This window comes from Corynebacterium urealyticum DSM 7109, assembly GCF_000069945.1.
Classification (GTDB): domain Bacteria; phylum Actinomycetota; class Actinomycetes; order Mycobacteriales; family Mycobacteriaceae; genus Corynebacterium; species Corynebacterium urealyticum.
Window position 1 is genome coordinate 1,538,134 of sequence record NC_010545.1, and the last position, 16,840, is coordinate 1,554,973.

The 16,840-nt window shown below is 65.6% G+C and carries 12 protein-coding genes and 4 tRNA genes; 7 read left to right on the top strand and 9 right to left on the bottom strand.

Going from position 1 to position 16,840, the window contains the following annotated elements; genetic code table 11:
• Positions 1–80: 80 nt before the first annotated feature.
• The 3 genes from CU_RS06550 to CU_RS06560 all read right to left on the bottom strand — a co-directional run bounded on the left by CU_RS06550 (position 81) and on the right by CU_RS06560 (position 2,008).
• A complete protein-coding gene (locus tag CU_RS06550; protein ID WP_012360549.1) occupies positions 81–1,163 on the bottom strand; it encodes an SURF1 family cytochrome oxidase biogenesis protein in 1,083 nt (360 codons plus the stop codon).
• Positions 1,164–1,437: 274 nt separating this feature from the next.
• Positions 1,438–1,510, bottom strand: a tRNA-Val gene (locus CU_RS06555).
• Between the two features lie 54 nt (positions 1,511–1,564).
• On the bottom strand, positions 1,565–2,008 hold the full coding sequence (locus tag CU_RS06560; protein ID WP_012360550.1) for a DUF3052 domain-containing protein: 444 nt from the start codon (positions 2,006–2,008) through the stop codon (positions 1,565–1,567).
• A gap of 303 nt (positions 2,009–2,311) precedes the next feature.
• On the opposite strand from CU_RS06560, the gene aceE reads away from it, so the two are divergent.
• From aceE to CU_RS06575, 3 genes are read left to right on the top strand one after another with little or no spacing between them, the layout of a single operon-like run.
• Positions 2,312–5,140 (top strand): pyruvate dehydrogenase (acetyl-transferring), homodimeric type, encoded by a 2,829-nt coding sequence (gene aceE / locus CU_RS06565; protein WP_012360551.1) that lies wholly within the window; start codon positions 2,312–2,314, stop codon positions 5,138–5,140.
• A gap of 36 nt (positions 5,141–5,176) precedes the next feature.
• Positions 5,177–5,584, top strand: coding sequence for an acyl carrier protein (locus CU_RS06570; RefSeq protein ID WP_012360553.1), 408 nt, complete (start codon positions 5,177–5,179; stop codon positions 5,582–5,584).
• Between the two features lie 43 nt (positions 5,585–5,627).
• Positions 5,628–6,509: a serine hydrolase domain-containing protein gene (locus tag CU_RS06575; protein WP_012360554.1), complete on the top strand. Its 882-nt coding sequence runs from the start codon at positions 5,628–5,630 to the stop codon at positions 6,507–6,509.
• Between the two features lie 78 nt (positions 6,510–6,587).
• On the opposite strand, the gene CU_RS06580 is transcribed toward CU_RS06575, so the two are convergent.
• Together CU_RS06580 and CU_RS06585 are read right to left on the bottom strand one after the other, a co-directional pair.
• Positions 6,588–7,571, bottom strand: a complete 984-nt coding sequence (locus CU_RS06580) for a serine hydrolase (protein WP_012360555.1) — start codon at positions 7,569–7,571, stop codon at positions 6,588–6,590.
• Entirely contained in the window at positions 7,555–8,571 is a 1,017-nt protein-coding gene (locus tag CU_RS06585; protein WP_231837624.1) for a hypothetical protein, read from the bottom strand. The genes CU_RS06580 and CU_RS06585 overlap by 17 nt, the downstream gene beginning before the upstream one ends.
• Positions 8,572–8,795: 224 nt before the next feature.
• On the opposite strand from CU_RS06585, the gene CU_RS06590 reads away from it, so the two are divergent.
• Positions 8,796–9,539 carry an LppP/LprE family lipoprotein gene (locus CU_RS06590; RefSeq protein ID WP_012360557.1) on the top strand — a complete coding sequence of 248 codons (744 nt, stop codon included), beginning with the start codon at positions 8,796–8,798 and terminating at the stop codon, positions 9,537–9,539.
• 181 nt (positions 9,540–9,720) lie between these two features.
• On the top strand, positions 9,721–11,865 hold the full coding sequence (locus tag CU_RS06595; RefSeq protein ID WP_231837625.1) for a BCCT family transporter: 2,145 nt from the start codon (positions 9,721–9,723) through the stop codon (positions 11,863–11,865).
• Between the two features lie 91 nt (positions 11,866–11,956).
• Here the strand turns inward: CU_RS06595 and CU_RS06600 are convergent.
• Positions 11,957–12,028: transfer RNA gene (locus CU_RS06600), tRNA-Asn, on the bottom strand.
• Positions 12,029–12,262: 234 nt separating this feature from the next.
• Here CU_RS06600 and CU_RS06605 point away from each other — a divergent pair.
• On the top strand, positions 12,263–13,447 hold the full coding sequence (locus CU_RS06605) for an IS256-like element IS3503 family transposase (protein WP_012360559.1): 1,185 nt from the start codon (positions 12,263–12,265) through the stop codon (positions 13,445–13,447).
• A 108-nt stretch (positions 13,448–13,555) separates the two neighbouring features.
• On the opposite strand, the gene CU_RS06610 is transcribed toward CU_RS06605, so the two are convergent.
• Positions 13,556–13,627 (bottom strand) — tRNA-Asn (locus CU_RS06610).
• 118 nt (positions 13,628–13,745) lie between these two features.
• Between CU_RS06610 and CU_RS06615 the strand changes: the two genes are divergently transcribed.
• Positions 13,746–13,819: transfer RNA gene (locus tag CU_RS06615), tRNA-Ile, on the top strand.
• Positions 13,820–13,928: 109 nt separating this feature from the next.
• On the opposite strand, the gene CU_RS06620 is transcribed toward CU_RS06615, so the two are convergent.
• Together CU_RS06620 and CU_RS06625 are read right to left on the bottom strand one after the other, a co-directional pair.
• Positions 13,929–14,300 carry a metal-sensitive transcriptional regulator gene (locus CU_RS06620; protein ID WP_012360560.1) on the bottom strand — a complete coding sequence of 124 codons (372 nt, stop codon included), beginning with the start codon at positions 14,298–14,300 and terminating at the stop codon, positions 13,929–13,931.
• Positions 14,301–14,305: 5 nt separating this feature from the next.
• Complete coding sequence (locus CU_RS06625) at positions 14,306–16,648, bottom strand: heavy metal translocating P-type ATPase (RefSeq protein ID WP_043952008.1); 2,343 nt, start codon at positions 16,646–16,648, stop codon at positions 14,306–14,308.
• Positions 16,649–16,840 lie beyond the last annotated feature (192 nt).

Genomic DNA, 16,840 nt, shown 5'->3' on the forward strand with positions numbered 1-16,840 from the left:
GGACGTCGCGGAACACGCGGTGAGCTAGAAACGGTCGCCGTCTCCCGGCTGATTCCAGCCGAAGCCGCGGCGCTGTGTTGCTAGAAACGCTCGCCGTCTCCCGGCTGGTTCCAGCCGAAGCCGCGTCGTTTGGCCGCCTTGCCGTAACGGGCGGCCATCGCGTCCTCTTGGCGTTGTGCCTCCTGGCGCTGTGTCTCCCGCGACGGTTCGGTGAGGACGTCGCCCGCTACCGCGTTGGCGCCCGTAGCCTGCTCGGTGCCGGTGCCCGCAGCACCGACTGCCGCCTTCTCCCCCTCGTTCGAGACCGCGCCCGCAGCAGCGCCCGCCGTGGCCAGCTGCTCGTTTTCCAGCTGCTCGCGGCGGCGCTCCTTGATCTCCGACCAGATAAACCACCCCAGCAGGATCGGAGCGATGATGCCGAAGGCGATCCACTGGATGCCATAGGAAAGATATGGGCCGGACTCGATCTTGGGCAGCGGAATCGGGTGTGGCGCGACCCCTGCGTCCCCGGCGCGATCAGTGATGGCCTCGGTGGACTGCTCGTCGAGCTGCACGTAGTCGTGCGCCAGCGTCAAGCCCGTCGCCGCGCCGATCTGCTCGGCGTTCACGCGGGTGGTCTGCTTAGCACCCTCCGCGTCGATCACCCCGCGGTCGTTCTTTCCCTCCCCGAGCCGGACGTAGCCGGTCAGCTCCATCTCCCCTGCCGGGGCCTTCGCGATCAGTTCCGGGCGATTATCCCCACTCTCCGCGGGCACCCACCCGCGGTTGACTAGCACCGTGGTGCCGTCCGTGGTCTCGAATGGTGTGATGACCTGGTAGGCGGGCGCGGATTCCACGGGGCGGTTGCGCAGCAGCACCTCCTGCTGCGGCAGCAGCTTGCCCTGCAGGGTGACGTGGCGCCACTCCTGCGCCTCCTCCACCGGCTTCGCAGGCTCGGCCGGGAGCACCTCCGAGACGGGCACGGGGGCCTGCTCCATCGCGGCCTTGAGCCGATCGTTGAACTCCGTGCGCTTGGTGTTCTTCCCCAGCTGCCAGGGCGCCAGGGTGTTGAAGGCGAAATAGGTGAACAGCAGCACGAAAACAGCCGAGAGGATCCAGCCCGGCGTCAAAAAAGCCCGAAAGCCGCGCTTCTGCTCCTGGCCGCGCTGTGGATCGACCGCCATCGTTCATTCCTCCCGTCGGGCCTGCCTGGTGCTGTCAGGAACCCGCTATCCAAGGACTCCCTTTACGAGAACCTACTCTAGCCCGCCCTCCCCGACGCTCAAGAACCCACGGACGCCGCGCCACTGCAGCCAATGCACAGGCTCACCCGAGGATGTCCCGACGACCCCCACGGTGCTGCGGCTTTCCAGGCACTAACCCCACGCAACAGCGTCACATGTGCGTGAAATAAAAAGAAACCCTCACGAACCTACTGTTCGCTAGGGTTTGACTCGGTGCGCTCTGACGGGTTCGAACCGCCGACCTACTGGGTGTAAACCAGTTGCTCTTCCAGCTGAGCTAAGAGCGCGCAACAGCTAGAGAGATTAGCCCAGCCATCCCGGCGGGGCAAATAGGCCCAGGGCTAACGCTTCGCGCCGCGCGCGACCAGGCACGCAGCCTGCCAATCCCCCAGACGCTCCGAACCGGTCTGAACCATGCCACCCAGCTGCGCGGACTCCGCGACCTCACCCGGCTGAATAGAGTTCTTCAGGCCTGGCGCCGGGGTCAGCACCCAGACGCGACCGTCCTCACTCAGGGAACGGTTGGCGTCCATCAGCCCGTCGACCAGGTCGCCGTCCTCCTCGCGCCACCACAACAGCACCACGTCAACGAGCTCGTCGGTATCCGGGCCCAGCAATTCCTCGCCGATTGCGTCCTCGAGGGCCTCGCTGATCGAGGAATCGCAGTCCTCATCCCAGCCGAGCTCCTGAATGATCGTGCCGCTGGAGACCTCCAGCAGCTCTGCGCAATTCAGTCCCTCCGAGCCTTTCTCGTCGCGGACTGGGTCGCTGGGAGTGTTACCCACTGTTGTGAAAAACCTTTCTGGTGTAGCTCAAGACCAGCTCCTTGCTGATCATCTAATGTGACCCAAGCTAACACAGCAGACCTTAAGGTGGGACACATTTTTCACGATTCTCCCCGCCCATCTTCCCCTCCTCGCGGATAAAGCTCCGCCACGTTGCCTGCGGCACTCCGCGCCCACTCATCGCCAGCGCCATGCCAGTACCGTGCCCGTACCGCGCCAAGCCACCTATCACGCCCTCCCACCACCGACCCTGAATACGTAGGCTGGGGAGGAAGAACAACCCCTTGAGTGAGGAGGCACACCATGGCCAACAAGCCACAATCAGACTCCGAGGACCGCCGCACACCCAGCGTCGGTGAGGACACCCACTTCGGCAACATCCGCGACGGGGTGGCGTCCTACCTCGTCGACAGCGACCCGGAGGAAACCCAGGAGTGGATGGACTCCCTGGACGGGCTGCTCGACAACGCCGGCCCGGACCGCGGCCGCTACCTCATGCTCCGCCTCCTCGAGCGCGCCACCGCCAAGCGCGTTCCCCTGCCGCCGCTGACCTCCACCGACTACGTCAACACCATCCCCACCACCATGGAACCGGAGTTCCCCGGTGACGAGGAGATGGAGAAGCGCTACCGTCGCTGGACCCGCTGGAACGCGGCGGTGATGGTGCACCGCGCCCAGCGCTCCGGCATCGGGGTGGGCGGGCACATCTCCACCTACGCCTCCGCCGCTCCCCTCTACGAGGTCGGACTGAACCACTTCTTCCGCGGCAAGGACCACCCCGGCGGCGGCGACCACATCTTCTTCCAGGGCCACGCCTCCCCCGGCATGTACGCCCGCGCCTACCTCGAGGGCCGCCTCAGCGAAGAACAGCTGGACGCCTTCCGCCAGGAGGCCTCCAAGCCAGAGGTCGGCCTGCCCTCCTACCCGCACCCGCACGGCATGCCCGAGTTCTGGGAATTCCCCACCGTCTCCATGGGTCTGGGACCACTCAACGCGATCTACCAGGCACGCTTCAACCGCTACCTGCACGACCGCGGCCTGAAGGACACCTCCGAACAGCACGTCTGGGCCTTCCTCGGCGACGGCGAAATGGACGAGCCGGAATCCCGCGGCGCGATCCAGATGGCCGCCCTGCACAACCTGGACAACCTCACCTTCGTTGTGAACTGCAACCTCCAGCGCCTCGACGGGCCGGTCCGCGGCAACACGAAGATCATCCAGGAGCTGGAGAGCTTCTTCCGCGGTGCCGGATGGAACGTCATCAAGGTCATCTGGGGCCGCGAGTGGGACGAACTGCTCGAAAAGGATAAGGACGGCGCGCTCGTCGACGTCATGAACAACACCTCGGACGGCGACTACCAGACCTTCAAGGCCAACGACGGCGCCTACGTCCGCGAGCACTTCTTCAACCGCGACCCCCGCACCAAGAAGCTCGTCGAGGATATGAGCGACGAGGAGATCTGGGCGCTGCCCCGCGGCGGCCACGACTATCGCAAGATCTACGCCGCCTACGCCCGCGCGATGGAGACGAAGGACCAGCCGACCGTCATCCTCGCGCACACGATTAAGGGCTACGGCCTGGGCCACAACTTCGAGGGTCGCAACGCCACCCACCAGATGAAGAGCCTCAGCCTCGAGGATCTGAAGCAGTTCCGCACCAAGCAGGACATCCCCATCAGCGACGAGACGCTGGAGAAGGACCCCGAGCTGCCGCCGTACTACCACCCGGGCGCGGACGCCCCGGAGATCGAGTACATGCTGAACCGCCGCAAGGAGCTCGGCGGCTTCCTGCCGGAGCGTCGCCAGCACTTCGAGCCGCTCGCCGTACCCGAGGTGGAGACCATGCGCAGCGCCCTGAAGGGCTCCGGCAAGCAGAAGGTCGCCACCACCATGGCGCTGGTGCGCATCGTGCGAGATTTCATGCGCGACGAGACCATGGCCGAGCGCCTGGTGCCGATCATCCCGGACGAGGCCCGCACCTTCGGCCTGGATTCCTGGTTCCCGACGCTGAAGATCTACAACACCCACGGGCAGAACTACACCCCGGTGGACCACGACCTCATGCTGAGCTACCGGGAAGCCAAGGACGGCCAGATCCTCCACGAGGGCATCACCGAGGCCGGTTCCGTGGGCAGCTTCATCGCCGCCGGCAGCAGCTACGCCACCCACGGCAAGGCCATGATCCCGCTGTACATCTTCTACTCGATGTTCGGGTTCCAGCGCACCGGGGACTCCATCTGGGCGGCCGCCGACCAAATGAGCCGCGGTTTCCTGATCGGCGCGACCGCCGGGCGCACCACCCTGACCGGCGAGGGGCTGCAGCACATGGATGGCCACTCCCCTGTTCTGGCGACCACCAACCCGGCCGTCGTGACCTACGACCCGGCGTTCGCCTACGAGATCGCCCACATCCTGCGCGACGGCGTGCAGCGCATGTACGGCGAAGGCTCCGGCCCGGACGGCGACGGCCAGGGCGAGGACGTCATCTACTACCTCACCGTCTACAACGAGCCGATGCACCAGCCTGCCCAGCCAGAGAACCTGGACGTCGAGGGGCTGCTCAAGGGCATCTACCTGTGGAGCCCGGCGGACAAGCTGGTCGGCATCGACGAGGGCATCACCGGGGACGCGGGCGAGGCCGAGGAGCTGGAGCACACCGCGAACATCCTCGCCTCCGGCGTGGGCATGGGCCAGGCCATCCGCGCCAAGCAGATGCTCGCCCACTACGGGGTCAACACCAATATCTTCTCCGTAACCAGCTGGAACGAGCTGGCCCGCGATGGCCAGGAGGCCGGGCTGGAGGAGCTGCGCAACCCGGGCGAGGAGCCGCGCACTCCGTATATCCAGCAGGTGCTGGAGGGCTACGACGGCCCGTTCATCGCGGTCAGCGACTTCGCTACCGCGCTGCACGAGCAGGTGCGCCGCTGGGTGCCGGGTGATTTCATCAACCTGGGTGCCGATGGCTTTGGTTTCTCCGATACCCGCGCCGCCGCCCGCCGTTACTTCAACATCGACGCCGAGTCCATCGTGGTTGCTACTTTGCTCAGCTTGGCTCGTGAGGGGAAGATTGATCGGAAGATCGCCATCAAGGTCGCCGAGGACCTGAACGTCGGCGACCCGACGAAGGCTTAAGGTTCAGGAAGTTTAGGACGTTCAGGAAGGTAAGCAATGCCCGAGAATTCTTCTGCCGCCCCGCAATCCGGCCTCTCCGAGGACGCGAAGGCCAAGCTCGCCGCAGCCCTCGGCGGCTCGGTCGGCGCGGCGGGTGAGGAACCCGCTGCGAAGGCCGCGGGGTCCACTGCGAAGGCTAAGGCCGCGGAGGCTCCCGCCGAGGAGGCCGGGGTGGCTGCCGGGCTGGCCCGCATCATCGAGGCCGCCTCTGGTCTGCCCCTGGAGGAGATCACCCCGAACGCCCGGATCGAGGAGGACCTCGCGATCGATTCGCTGTCGCGGATCGACATCATCACCCAGGCCGAGGATAAGTTCGGGGTGCGCATCGACGAGATGGACCTGCAGGCCAGCATGACGGTGAAGGAATTCGCCGAGCTCATCGAGGCCCGGCAGGCGGGCAACTAGACGGCGACGGGACAGCACCGAGAAAGGACATTTGCGAGTAAGCATGACTGATTCCGCAATCACGGATGTGCTCAACCAGGTCGCGGACTGGCCGGTGAACAACGTGGCGGCCGCGGCCATCACGCTCGGGGGTGGGGACGACGCCGACGGCACGGGAGGCGAGGCTGACGTCGTTACCCACGGCGACATGGAGCACGTCTTCCAGCTGGCCAGTGTCTCGAAGCTCATCACCGCCTACGCCACCCTGATGGCCGTCGAGGAGGGCGCCTTCGAGCTGGACGATAAGGTCCCGGCCGAGCTGGTGCCCTCCTTCGAGGAGCCCCCGACTGTTCGCGAGCTGCTCTCCCACGCCTCCGGCATCGAGTTCCGGAAGCACCGGCAGATGCGCCCGGCGCACACCCGGCGCATCTACTCCTCGGCGGGCTACGAGGTGCTGGCCAGCTTCATCGAGCAGGCCACCGAGATGTCCTTCGCGGAGTACGTGCAGCTTGGCATCTGCGAGCCGTTGGGCATCGAGATCACCGTCGAAGGCTCCGCTGGCCACGGCTTCAGCGCCTCGGCGTCCGCGGTGACCACCCTAGCCGAGGAGTTCCTGCGCCCGAAGCTGCTCGCGGAGCAGACCGTAGCCGAGGCGCTGACCGTGCAGTTCCCCGACCTGGTGGGTGTTGTGCCTGGTTATGGCCGCCAGACCCCGTGCCCATGGGGCCTGGGTTTTGAGATTCACGGGGAGAAGAAGCCCCACTGGATGGGAGAGAACATGCCCGCCACGGTGGCCGGGCACTTCGGCCAGTCCGGCACCTTCCTGTGGTTCGCCCCAGAGCAGGGGCTGGCCGCGGTGGTGCTCACCGACGAGCCTTTCGGCGACTGGTCCAAGGACCGGTGGCCGGAGTTCAACGCCCAGCTGTGGGAGGCGATGGCCAACTAGGCCTGCCCTGACACCAGCGACTGGGCCTTGTGAGGCCCGCTCCGGAGCGCATAGGCCTCGGCGGCAAGGCGTCGGCGGTTAAGCCCCGGCCTTGAGCTTCTGGATGATCGCGTTGAGCACCTGCTGGCCGGTCTCGTAAGACCCGTCTGCAGCGCGCACGGCGATCGCGATCGGCACCACAGCGTCCGCTGCGACGGCACTGCCGTCCCCAGCTCCGCCACCGGCCACCGCACCTGCTGGCACCACGCCGAACTGGCGGACCAAATAGCCCCCGGTTTCGTCCGGCCCCCAACCGCCCTTGAAGGCGGACCCCGCCAGCTGGCCGATGCCATAGGCGTGCCCGGGCATGATCTGTCCCATCAGCCGGTAGACCTCACCGGCGGCCGGGTCCTGCCCCGCGCCCTCCGCCAGGCCGGCAGCGAACGCAGCCTGCTGCGCCAGCGACCACCGGGTCTGCCCGTAGGCGCTAAAGCCCGGGCGGGTGACGGTCGGCTGCACCGAAACCTCCTGGCCGCTATACTCGCGGATCACCGCCGCGACCTTTTCGGCCGCAGCAGCCCCACCGCCGAGCGAGGCCCACAGCTGCTCCGCCGCGGCGTTATCCGAGGACTGAATGGCCCGGGCGGCGGCGGAGTTATCCCCTCCCCCGGAGCGCAGCGCGGCGATAGCCAGCGGCACCTTGATCGTCGACCACGCTGGCTCGGACTCGCCCCGCAACGCGCCGGCCTGCACGGCCCCGGCACCGCTGCCGAGGCTCACGCCGACCTGTGCGCCGAACTGGGCAGAGACCTCCCGGACGATCGCATCGAGTGTCGCCTGGTCGATGGGTGCGCCCTCCGCGGTCTCCTCCCCTGTCGGTTGCGGCCCGCGCCACTCCCGGTCCCGGCCCGGCTCCGCCCCGCGCGTGGGCTTGGGCCCCACGGCCTCGCGAGGGCCGGTCTGCGCCACGGTCGGTTCCTCCTCTTCCCGGTGGTCGGTGGGAATGGTGCAGGACGCCAACCCCAGACCGGTGGCCAGGACGGTTCCCGCGATCGCCGCGCGCCGGTTAAGCGATGTAGACATTGGCGTCGTTTCCGCCGGTGCAGTGCACGTACTCGCCGTTATCGCGGCAGCTCATGGTGTAGCTGGTGCCCGTGACATCGCTATAGGCCTCGACCACGTGGTTGAACTCGTCCTCGTCGCCGTCCAGGTAGGCGTCCACGTAGGCATCGCGCACCGCGAGGGCGAAGCTATCGCTGGTCGGGCCGGACTTCCAGACGCTATTCAGGTCGCCGCCCGGGTTCGAGCCCCGCGCCGAGCTGTTCACCGGGGTCGCGTACCCCGGGAGGCGCGGGTTTTTCGGACGGGACTCAGCCTCATCGCCGGTGTCTTCGTCATCGTCCTCGCGGTTGGCGTCCTCGTCGCGGTCGTCCCCTTGAGCGTCCGCGTCCTCATCCTCGGTGCCACGGGCATCCGTTGCCTCGGACGAGCTCACGGTGGTCTGCTCGGAACTCTTCCCTTCGCCTGGCTTGCCGGTGAACCAGAAGACGGCGAAGGCCACGGCTGCCAGCAGAGCCAGAACCAGCAGCACAATGATCAGGATGTTGCGCCCGTTGGACTTCTCCTCCGGCTGCTCCTGATAGCCCTGGTTCTCGTAACCCTGGCCCTGCCACTGGCCGCCCGGGCCCGCGTAGCCCTGCTCCGGGTATCCCTGGTTGCCGTAGTTCGGCCCACCGTATCCCTGGTTGTTATAGCCCTGGGCGCCGTAGTCCTGCCCCTGCCACTGGGCGCTCTGCCCCTGGGCGCCATAGGGGTTCTGCTGCGCCCACTGCTGGGATGCGCCAGCGCCATAGCCCGCGCCAGCCTGTCCCCACTGGCCGGAGCCTTGCGATCCCCACTGGCCGGCGCCTTGCTGGGCCGACGGGCCGGCGCCCGGCTGGGCCCAGGGATTGGCGCCCTGTTGGCTCGATCCATCGGCAGTTGGGGTGTCACCTGGGCGACGGTACTGCGGTGGCTGCGGGCCCGAGGCGTCCCCGCCCTCGGCGCCGGTGTCATCAGGGTGGTGATCTTGTGGCTTCGTCATGCCCCTAAAGTTAGCGCACGCCGCGGACAACACCATGCACCCGAGCGACCTAAACAAACGCGTCGCAGCGCTGACCGTTAGACTGGCTTTCACAAGAGCTCATCCCGGTTCTGCGGTGCCCCGTGTGATCGGTGCCGCGTGATCGGCACCGTGTGGTCGGCGCCGTGTCACCGGTACCGGGTGATCAGCACCGCCGACCGGCAGGCCCAAAGAAGGAGGCGATCGTGGCCCACCCAGCACATGCCCGATCCCGGTCCCGCCAGCTACTTTTCCTGGCGTGCACCCTCCCCGTGCTGGCCACCGCGACCGCGTGTGGCTCGGGGGAAGAAGAGCCCACCGGAAAGACGTCCGAGGCCACGAGCTCCAGCACCCAGCCCACGACGAGCAGCAGTGCGTCCCCCACCACCTCGACGAGCGATGCGGCCCCCAACCCTACCCTGGCCAGCGATACCGATCAGGCGGACGAGGGCACGCCGGAGCCGGCGACGTCGCCCCACAACGTGGCGCCCCAACCTGACCGCAGCAACGGAGCGGCGAACACCCCGGGCACGCCGGCGCCGAGCGCGCCGGACTACAACTGCCGCAACCGCAGCGCCCCACCGCTGAACAACACCACCATCCCGATGGCTGGCGGCGGCAGCTTCCACTACACGCTGAAGGCGAACCGCTATAACCCCTGCAAGACGCTGTCCTGGATCCACATCGCCGGCGAGCACGACGGGCCCAAGGAGGCCGTGCTGCTCTATCACAACGGCAACCCGGTGAACTCCCCACAACCGCGGCTGATCACCGCCGTCACCGGGATTCAGCGCCTCGGGGACGGCGCCGTCCAGGTCACCTACCGCACCGCGCAGGGTGCGACCGGCTCCGTCACGACGCGGGCGACCGGTAACGGCGTCCAGGAGGAATCCAACCTTCCGCCGAATGTGGACAGCAGCGCGCCGCGACTGGCCGGGGCGCATAGCTAAGCTCAGCCACGGCAGCACTGGCTCAGCACCGCAGTGCTGGCCTAAACACCGCCCACAGCCATCTGACACCTGGCGCTGACCGGCGTTTTGGGGACGCCTGCCCCCGCCTTCACTACACTGAATGCATTTATGCCGAAATCACTACACATTTCGGCGAGCAAGTGTGAGGAAGGACCCCACCGTGTCAGAGAACCCACGTGGCCTGCCACCCGAACAGACAGCCGCACAGCGGCGTAAGGAAGCCGCAGCCGGCGCGCAGCGGGCCGCCGAACGTGCCCATCAGGAACGCGCCCGGCGCCGCGAAACCCAGACCGCAATGACCAGGCGCGCCCGCATCGCCCTGGCGCAGGCCTCCAGCGGCGAGCGCTCCATCCACCCGGCACTGATCCCGGGCATCGACGTCGAAAACACCGACGCGGAGTTCAAGACCAACAAGCCGGTCTTTGCGGTGGCTCTCGCGGCCGCCATCGCCGTGCTGGCGTGGGCGATCATTGCCCCTGAAAACCTCGCTGAAACCGGTGGGGCCATGCGCGAGTGGGTGGTCATCCACTTCGGCTGGATGTTCACCACCATCATGGTCGCCGCCCTGGTGTTCCTGCTGGTCGTGGGGCTTGGACCGACGGGCAAGATCCGGCTCGGCCAGGACGATTCCGAGCCCGAGTTCTCCACCTTTGCCTGGATCTCCATGCTCTTCGCCGCCGGCCTGGGCATCGGCCTGATCTTTTACGGTCCGATGGAGCCGCTGACCCACTTCCTCAGCCCGCCGCCGTTTGCTGGCGTGGAAGCGGGAACGCAGGACGCCGTGTTCCCAGCGCTGACCGCCGCGGTCCTCCACCAGGCCTCCCTGCCGTGGGTGGTCTATGCGCTGGTCGGCGGGTCCATTGCCTATGCTTCCTTCCGCCGTGGCCGCCTGCCGCTGATCTCCTCGCTCTTCGAGCCACTGATCACCGACCCGAATAACAGGGTCGCGGGCAAGATCATCGACATCTTCGCCGTCCTGGTCACCCTGTTCGGCACCGCGACCTCCCTGGGCATCGGCGCCCTGCAGATCCGCACGGGCACGTCGATCATCACCGGCAATCCCCTGGAGGGCGACGGCGTGATGGTGGCGATCATCTCCATCCTCACCGTGATCTTTATCTTCTCCGCGACCTCGGGGGTCAAGCGTGGCATCCGCATACTGTCGAATACGAACATGGGTCTGGTCATCTCCCTGGGCCTGTTCGTGCTGATCACCGGCCCAACGCTGTTCATCTTCGACCTGCTGCCGGTCACGGTGATGCAGCTGATCCAGAACTTCATCGACATGATGTCCACCAACCCCTCCGAGGGCCCGGTGGAGAAGGAGTTCGTCACCGCCTACACCATGCTCTTCTGGGCCTGGTGGATCTCCTGGTCCCCGTTCGTGGGCATGTTCATCGCGAAGATCTCCAAGGGCCGCACTCTGCGCCAGTTCGTCACCGTGGTGCTGCTCGTCCCGTCGGGCCTGTCTATCGCCTGGTTCGTCGTCTTCGGCGGCACCACCATCTGGCGCACCCTCAACGGCGACCCGATCGAGATCAAGGGCTCGGGCGAGAACGTCATGTTCGACCTCATCGACAAGCTGCCGTTCTCTGGCTTGGTGAACATCATCGCGCTGATCGCGATCATCATCTTCTTCAACACGGCCGCGGACTCCGCGACGAACGTGATGGGCTCGATGTCCCAGAGCGGTCGCCCGGTGCCTTCCCTGCCCGTGACGATCATCTGGGGTACCGCTCTTGGTTCGGTCGCCCTCTTCCTGCTTCTCGCTGGTGGCGACGACGCCCTCTCCGGCCTGCAGGCCATCATGGTCTCCTGTGCACTGCCGTTCGCGGTGATCCTCATCGGCGTGATGGTGGCGTGGACGAAGGACCTGCACAATGACCCGGTGATGCTGCGTCGCCGTTTCGCCGTGGAAGCGATCGACCGGGGCGTGCGCCGGGGCCTGGACGAGCACGATGGCCACTTCATCTTCGGCGCCACCCAGGTGCCGGAGGGCCAGGGTGCTGCTGAAGCCGTGGACGTGGAGGACGAGTCCTTCCACACCTGGTACACCGACAATGCCTCGGAGGACTACATCGTCCACAAGCTGGAAGAGAAGGCCGGCGCACAGATCGAGCGGGAAGAGTTCGAGCAGGCCGTCGCTGACGCTGAGGCCCGGGCCGAGGCAGAGGCCGAGATCGCCAACGATGCCCGAGCGATGGAGGACTACTGGACTGAACGTGTCTCCGGATCTAATTCTGATTCGGACACGGAGGAACACTCCAAGGAAGACGCAGACAGCGAAGACGATAGTTCCCGCTAGCTCCGGTTAGCGCGGTGGCGCGTACCCCTCCCAGCATGCGCCCCGGCTGTGGAAAGAAATATGGCCCAGGCTGTGCAGCCTGGGCCTTTTGCTCCCCCAGCTGGATTCGAACCAGCAACCACTCGATTAACAGTCGAGTGCTCTGCCATTGAGCTATGGGGGAATGCTCACGAGGAAGCTTACTAAGGCTTACCCCGTCCACCAAATCCTGTCACCACCCCCAGCCCGGTACTGGGAACAGGTTCCGGTTAAGTAAAGAAAAGTGTGTCCGCATGCCACCATAACCCCAGACCACACACCACAAATCACCAAAGAATAGCTCCCCGAAAGCTATTACCCACACCATCCCGCACCTCCGGCCACATTTGTGCTAACCGCACACCGGTTGGATTAAAGGATGACCACCAACCGCCCCAGCTGCCCACTATGCGGCAACAACACAAAGAAAAACGGCACCACCAGCAAATCAACCACCCGTTGGCGCTGCACCCACTGCGGACACTCCTTTACCCGCAACACCCAAACCCACAACAAAAACACCGCCACCATGGCTTTGTTCATCCAATGGGCCACCGGCACCCAATCTCTAACCACCTTCGCCGCACACCATGGCGTAACCAGGCAAACCATGCACCACCGATTCCGATGGTGCTGGTGGATCATCCCCACACCCACCATCGACTCATTCCGCATCCATGACCAAATCTTCCTCGACGCGACCTATCTAAAGTCCGGATGCCTCCTGATCGCAGCCAGTAAAACCCACGTCATCAACTGGACCTGGGCCAGACACGAAACCACCGCCGCCTACACCGAACTCCTACGCCCCATTGCCGCACCACTAATCGCAGTCACAGACGGCGGACAAGGTGCCCAATCAGCCATCCACCACTGCTGGCCAACAACACGCATCCAACGCTGCCTCGTCCACGCCCAACGAACAGTCCGCCGCCACACCACCAGCAACCCCCGCACCGATGCCGGCAAAACCCTCTACCGCCTAGCCCTGAAACTCACTCGCATCACCGACCTTGACCAAGCATCCACATGGGTCGCCCACCTGCACGAATTCGACCACACCTACCGGGAATGGATGAACGAGAAAACCACCATCAAAGACCCCGTTACCGGCGCCTACACCAAGGTCTACACCCACCAACGCGTCCGAGCGGCCTATCAATCATTGCTATCTCTGCACCGCAGAGACCTGCTGTTTACCTACCTGCAACCCCCACCAACAACCATCGACCCCGACAACCTTGCAGCAACAACAAACAGCCTCGAAGGTGGCATCAACGCCCCCATAAAAGAACTAGCCCGCAGACACCGCGGACTATCACTACCGCATCAACGCACAGTGATGGATTGGTGGCTGTATCTACATACAGAAGTCCCTGACGATCCGGTCAAGATCGCCAGGGACCAACGATGGGGCCAAGACGCACTTTCCACAGCAACAGACCTGATCGCCCACAACACCACAGCCACTACCAATGACATCGGTGCACCAGCAGAATACGACACCGCCATCGACACCAGCTACCAACACAACCTCGGCATCCAAAAAGGCTGGATCAAATAACCGCAACACGCCCGGAAAAGACACACTTTTCTTTACTTAACCCACAGGTTCACAGGGCGGTAGAAAAGAAGAAAACCCAGGGCTTGCGGACCCTGGGTTGTGGTGTTGCTCCCCCAGCTGGATTCGAACCAGCAACCACTCGATTAACAGTCGAGTGCTCTGCCATTGAGCTATGGGGGAATATGCCATCTTGGCAACGAATAGACACTCTACCCAGCAAGCCCATAAGCACCAAATCAGCAGGTCACAGCGTAAATATCGGCTTTAAGGCTGCGGTGTGGTTCAATGACCTGGTGGCGGGACCATAGCTCAGTCGGTTAGAGCCGCGAACTCATAATTCGCTGGTCGCGGGTTCGAGCCCCGCTGGTCCCACAAGAATCATTCGCCGCCCAACGCGGGGCGGCTCCCCGGCGGGCCGGCAGCTTGGAAAGAGCACCAGCCCCGCCGGGGTTTTCGTATCCTTCACCCCGCCCTTAGGCAGTTAGCGAGTGAAGCGCGCGATCGCCTGCGACACTTCCTCCAGCTTCTCCTCCACCGCCTGATCCGAGGTTCGGGCGGCTTGTACCACGCAGTGCGCCATGTGCTCCTCCAGCAGCACCAGCCCCACCCCCTTCAGTGCGGACTGCAGTGCCGCGATCTGAGTGAGCACGTCGATGCAGTACTCCTCCTCGGCGACCATCCGCTGCACACCGCGCACCTGGCCTTCGATGCGCTTCAGCCGCGCGATCAGCTTGGCCCGGTCGCCGTGGCCGCTGAGCGGCTTCTCGCTGTGATCAACCTTGCCATTGGCCGCGGGATCGCCGTGCTGTGGCGCGTGGCAGTCGCTCTTGGTTGCTGGCTTCGCATTATCCATGGTGACTACTTCTCCTCGACCTCAGGCTGGATGGACTTGAAGCCACGCAGTCGCAGGCTGTTCGAGACCACGAACACACTGGACAGTGCCATGGCCGCACCCGCCAGCATCGGGTTCAGCAGGCCGAAGGCGGCCAGCGGGATCGCCGCGACGTTATAGGCGAAGGCCCAGAACAGGTTCATCTTGATGGTGCGCAGGGTCTTGCGCGACAGGCGGATGGAGTCCACCACCGCGCTCATCTCGGCGCGCACGAGCGTGATGTCCGCGGCCTCGATGGCCACGTCCGTCCCCGTACCCATGGCGATACCGAGGTCCGCCTGGGCCAGCGCGGCGGCATCGTTGACGCCATCGCCAACCATCGCCACGCGCTTGCCTTCGGCCTGCAGGTCCTTGACCGCGGTGACCTTATCGGCGGGCATCACGCCTGCCCGCACGTTGTCGGGGTTAATCCCCACGAGGCCAGCGACCTCACGTGCGACCTGCTCGTTGTCACCGGTGACCAGCATCGGTTCCAGGCCCAGCTCCTCGAGCTGAGCGATGGCCTCCGCGCTGTCCGGCTTCACCGCGTCCTCGACGGCGACCGCACCAGCCAGCTGACCGGCGACGAGCACCGGAACCACGGTGCCGCCCAGCCCGCTGCGCTCGACGATCTCGGCGCCAACGGTGGTGCCGTCGGAGGTCTCGAAGCCGCGTCCGACCTGAACGGTCACACCGTCGACGGTGGCGGTCACGCCACGCCCCGGGACGGACTCGAAGTCCTCCGCTTCGGGCAGTTCGCCGCCGATCTCCGTGCGGGCACGCTCGGCGATCGCCTGGGCGATCGGGTGCTCGGAGTGATTCTCCACCGCACCGGCAATGCGCCACAGCTCCGCCTCGGTGATCCCGACCTTGCCGGAGCCGTCCTCGATCTTGTCCGCAGCCGGCGCGAGCCAGGCCTCGGTGGCCGTCATCTCGCCGGTCGTGATGGTGCCGGTTTTGTCCAGAATGATGGCATCCACGCCACGGGTCTGCTCCAGGGTCTCCGGCCCGCGGATCAGCACGCCCATCGAAGCGCCCCGGCCCGTACCGACCAACAGCGCGGTCGGGGTGGCAAGGCCCAGCGCACACGGGCAGGCGATGATCAGCACCGCCACGGCCGAGGCCATCGCGGCACCCACATCACCCGTGATCAGGAGCCAGGCGACCAACGTAATGACTGCAAGGGCGATGACCACCGGCACGAACACCGCGGACACCCGGTCGGCCAGCCGCTGCACATCGGCCTTGCCGGATTGCGCCTGCTCCACCAGCTTGGCCATCTGCGCCAGCTGGGTATCGGAGCCCACGCGGGTGGCCTCAACAATCAGCCGGCCCGAGGCGTTGACGGTCGCGCCCGTCACCCCATCACCCGGGGCGACCTCCACCGGCACGGATTCGCCGGTCAGCATGGACTCGTCCACTGCGGAGCTTCCTGCCACCACTCGCCCGTCCGTGGCGATCTTTTCGCCCGGGCGCACCACAAAGTACATGCCCTCGGCCAGCTGGCCGATCGGAATGCGGCGCTCGTTGCCACCCTGGGCGTCATCAACGACGGCAACATCCTTTGCACCCAGCTCACTCAGCGCACGCAGCGCCTCGCCAGCACGATGCTTCGCGCGCTTCTCGTAGTAGCGCCCCGCCAGGACGAACATGATCACGCCCGCGGCGACCTCGAGGTAGATATCCCCCATCGGGTCGCTGTGGGCATTAAACAGGTTCCAGGTGTGGCTCATGCCTGGCTCGCCGGCGGTGCCAAAGAATAGCGCGACCAGCGACCACAGGAAGGCCGCCCCGGTACCCACGGTGATCAGGGTGTCCATCGTCACCGCGCCGTGCTTGATGTTCAGCCAGGTGGCGCGGTGGAACGGGTAACCGGCCCACACGATCACGGGCGCGGCCAGCGTCAGTGACAGCCACTGCCAGTTCGTGAACTGCAGGTTCGGAATCATGGCCAGCACGATCACCGGGATCGCCAGCCACAGGGACCCGATCAGGCGGTTGCGCAGGCCCTCCAGCTCACGCTCTGCCGCCTGCTCCGCCGGGGTTTGGGACGTCGGTTCGCCCCCAGGCTGGATCGCGTCCGCCGCCCCTTGTTCGCCGGCCCCGCCCTGCGGGTCACCGGCGGCAGGCTGGGAAGCCAGCGGCTGCGAGAGCTGGGCCTCGTAGCCCATGTCCGCGATGATCTCCCGGATCTGCTCATCCGTCACTGCCTCGGCGGCGCCGTCCTGCTCGACGTGCGCTTTCTCCGTGGCGTAGTTGACGGAGGCGGTCACCCCGTCCAGCTTGTTGAGTTTGCGCTCGATCCGGTTCGCGCACGAAGCGCAGGTCATGCCAGTGATCTGGTAGTCCAGGTCGAGAACTGGCTGGGCTGCCCCGATGGCGCCCACCTCGGTGGCCGAGCTGTCTTGGTGTTGAGACAAGTTTTCCACTTCCTTTCCACCACCGACCCTATACCCCCTGGGGTATATGGCAAGGTTGGCGGCACTGGGGAACGGACACGCGAAAAGCCACACTAAGGGCAC

Excerpts from the sequence above, each read along its gene's own strand:
- CU_RS06580 (WP_012360555.1), bottom strand. The coding sequence starts at position 7,571 with ATGTCTACATCGCTTAACCGGCGCGCGGCGATCGCGGGAACCGTCCTG.
- CU_RS06605 (WP_012360559.1), top strand. The coding sequence starts at position 12,263 with ATGACCACCAACCGCCCCAGCTGCCCACTATGCGGCAACAACACAAAG.
- CU_RS06620 (WP_012360560.1), bottom strand. The coding sequence starts at position 14,300 with ATGGATAATGCGAAGCCAGCAACCAAGAGCGACTGCCACGCGCCACAG.
- CU_RS06570 (WP_012360553.1), top strand. The coding sequence starts at position 5,177 with ATGCCCGAGAATTCTTCTGCCGCCCCGCAATCCGGCCTCTCCGAGGAC.
- CU_RS06575 (WP_012360554.1), top strand. The coding sequence starts at position 5,628 with ATGACTGATTCCGCAATCACGGATGTGCTCAACCAGGTCGCGGACTGG.
- aceE (WP_012360551.1), top strand. The coding sequence starts at position 2,312 with ATGGCCAACAAGCCACAATCAGACTCCGAGGACCGCCGCACACCCAGC.
- CU_RS06585 (WP_231837624.1), bottom strand. The coding sequence starts at position 8,571 with ATGACGAAGCCACAAGATCACCACCCTGATGACACCGGCGCCGAGGGC.
- CU_RS06625 (WP_043952008.1), bottom strand. The coding sequence starts at position 16,648 with ATGACCTGCGCTTCGTGCGCGAACCGGATCGAGCGCAAACTCAACAAG.
- CU_RS06550 (WP_012360549.1), bottom strand. The coding sequence starts at position 1,163 with ATGGCGGTCGATCCACAGCGCGGCCAGGAGCAGAAGCGCGGCTTTCGG.